Source organism: Alcanivorax sp. HI0083 (assembly GCF_001635175.1).
In genome coordinates, this window is sequence record NZ_LWFX01000691.1 from 1 (window position 1) to 584 (window position 584).

At 59.2% G+C, this 584-nt stretch carries 1 protein-coding gene; it reads right to left on the minus strand.

Going from position 1 to position 584, the window contains the following annotated elements; genetic code table 11:
- Window positions 1–130 precede the first annotated feature (130 nt).
- A partial coding sequence (locus tag A3754_RS06835) for a porin (protein ID WP_156496869.1) occupies window positions 131–584 on the minus strand: 454 nt, incomplete at its 5' end.

The following is a 584-nucleotide window of genomic DNA, read 5'->3' on the forward strand; positions in this document are numbered from 1 at the left end:
AGTCATGGGAATTTTTTCCAGGTAAAACCCAACAGGCCGCGCCGAGGTTTCGAGCGCGGCCTGTTGGGTTTCCGGTACGCATCACACTAAACCGCGTTGTTGCGTGCAGCGTGATGGGTGCCAGCGGCTCTTAAAAATCAAACCGCATGCCCACCGTGAAGACCTGGCCATCGCTTTCCACCTGGTAGCCCGCCAGCGGGTTGAAGCTCTCGGAGTTGGGGGTGTAGATGGCGTAGCCCAGTTCCTCGTAGAAGTATTCCGCAAAGAACTTCAGGTTTTCGGTGTGGCGGTAGTCCAGCCCGACCTGGGCAGAATCCCCCTGGAAGAAGGCATCACCTTCATCGGTTTCTTCACCATGGGCGACCATGGCGCGCAGGGTGTACTTGTTCCAGCTGTAGGAGCCCATCAGGTTATAGGTCACCGGGTCATCGTCCTGGACGGTGTCATCGTTGGTCAGCAGCTGTTCCACCTTGGCGGCGAAGCGCCAGTTGCCGGGGGACCAGGCTGCGGAGATGCCCGCCTGATCGGCATGCTTGGCGGAGTCCTGCTCACTGTCCTGGTAGCCGATACCAAAGGCCAGCGAG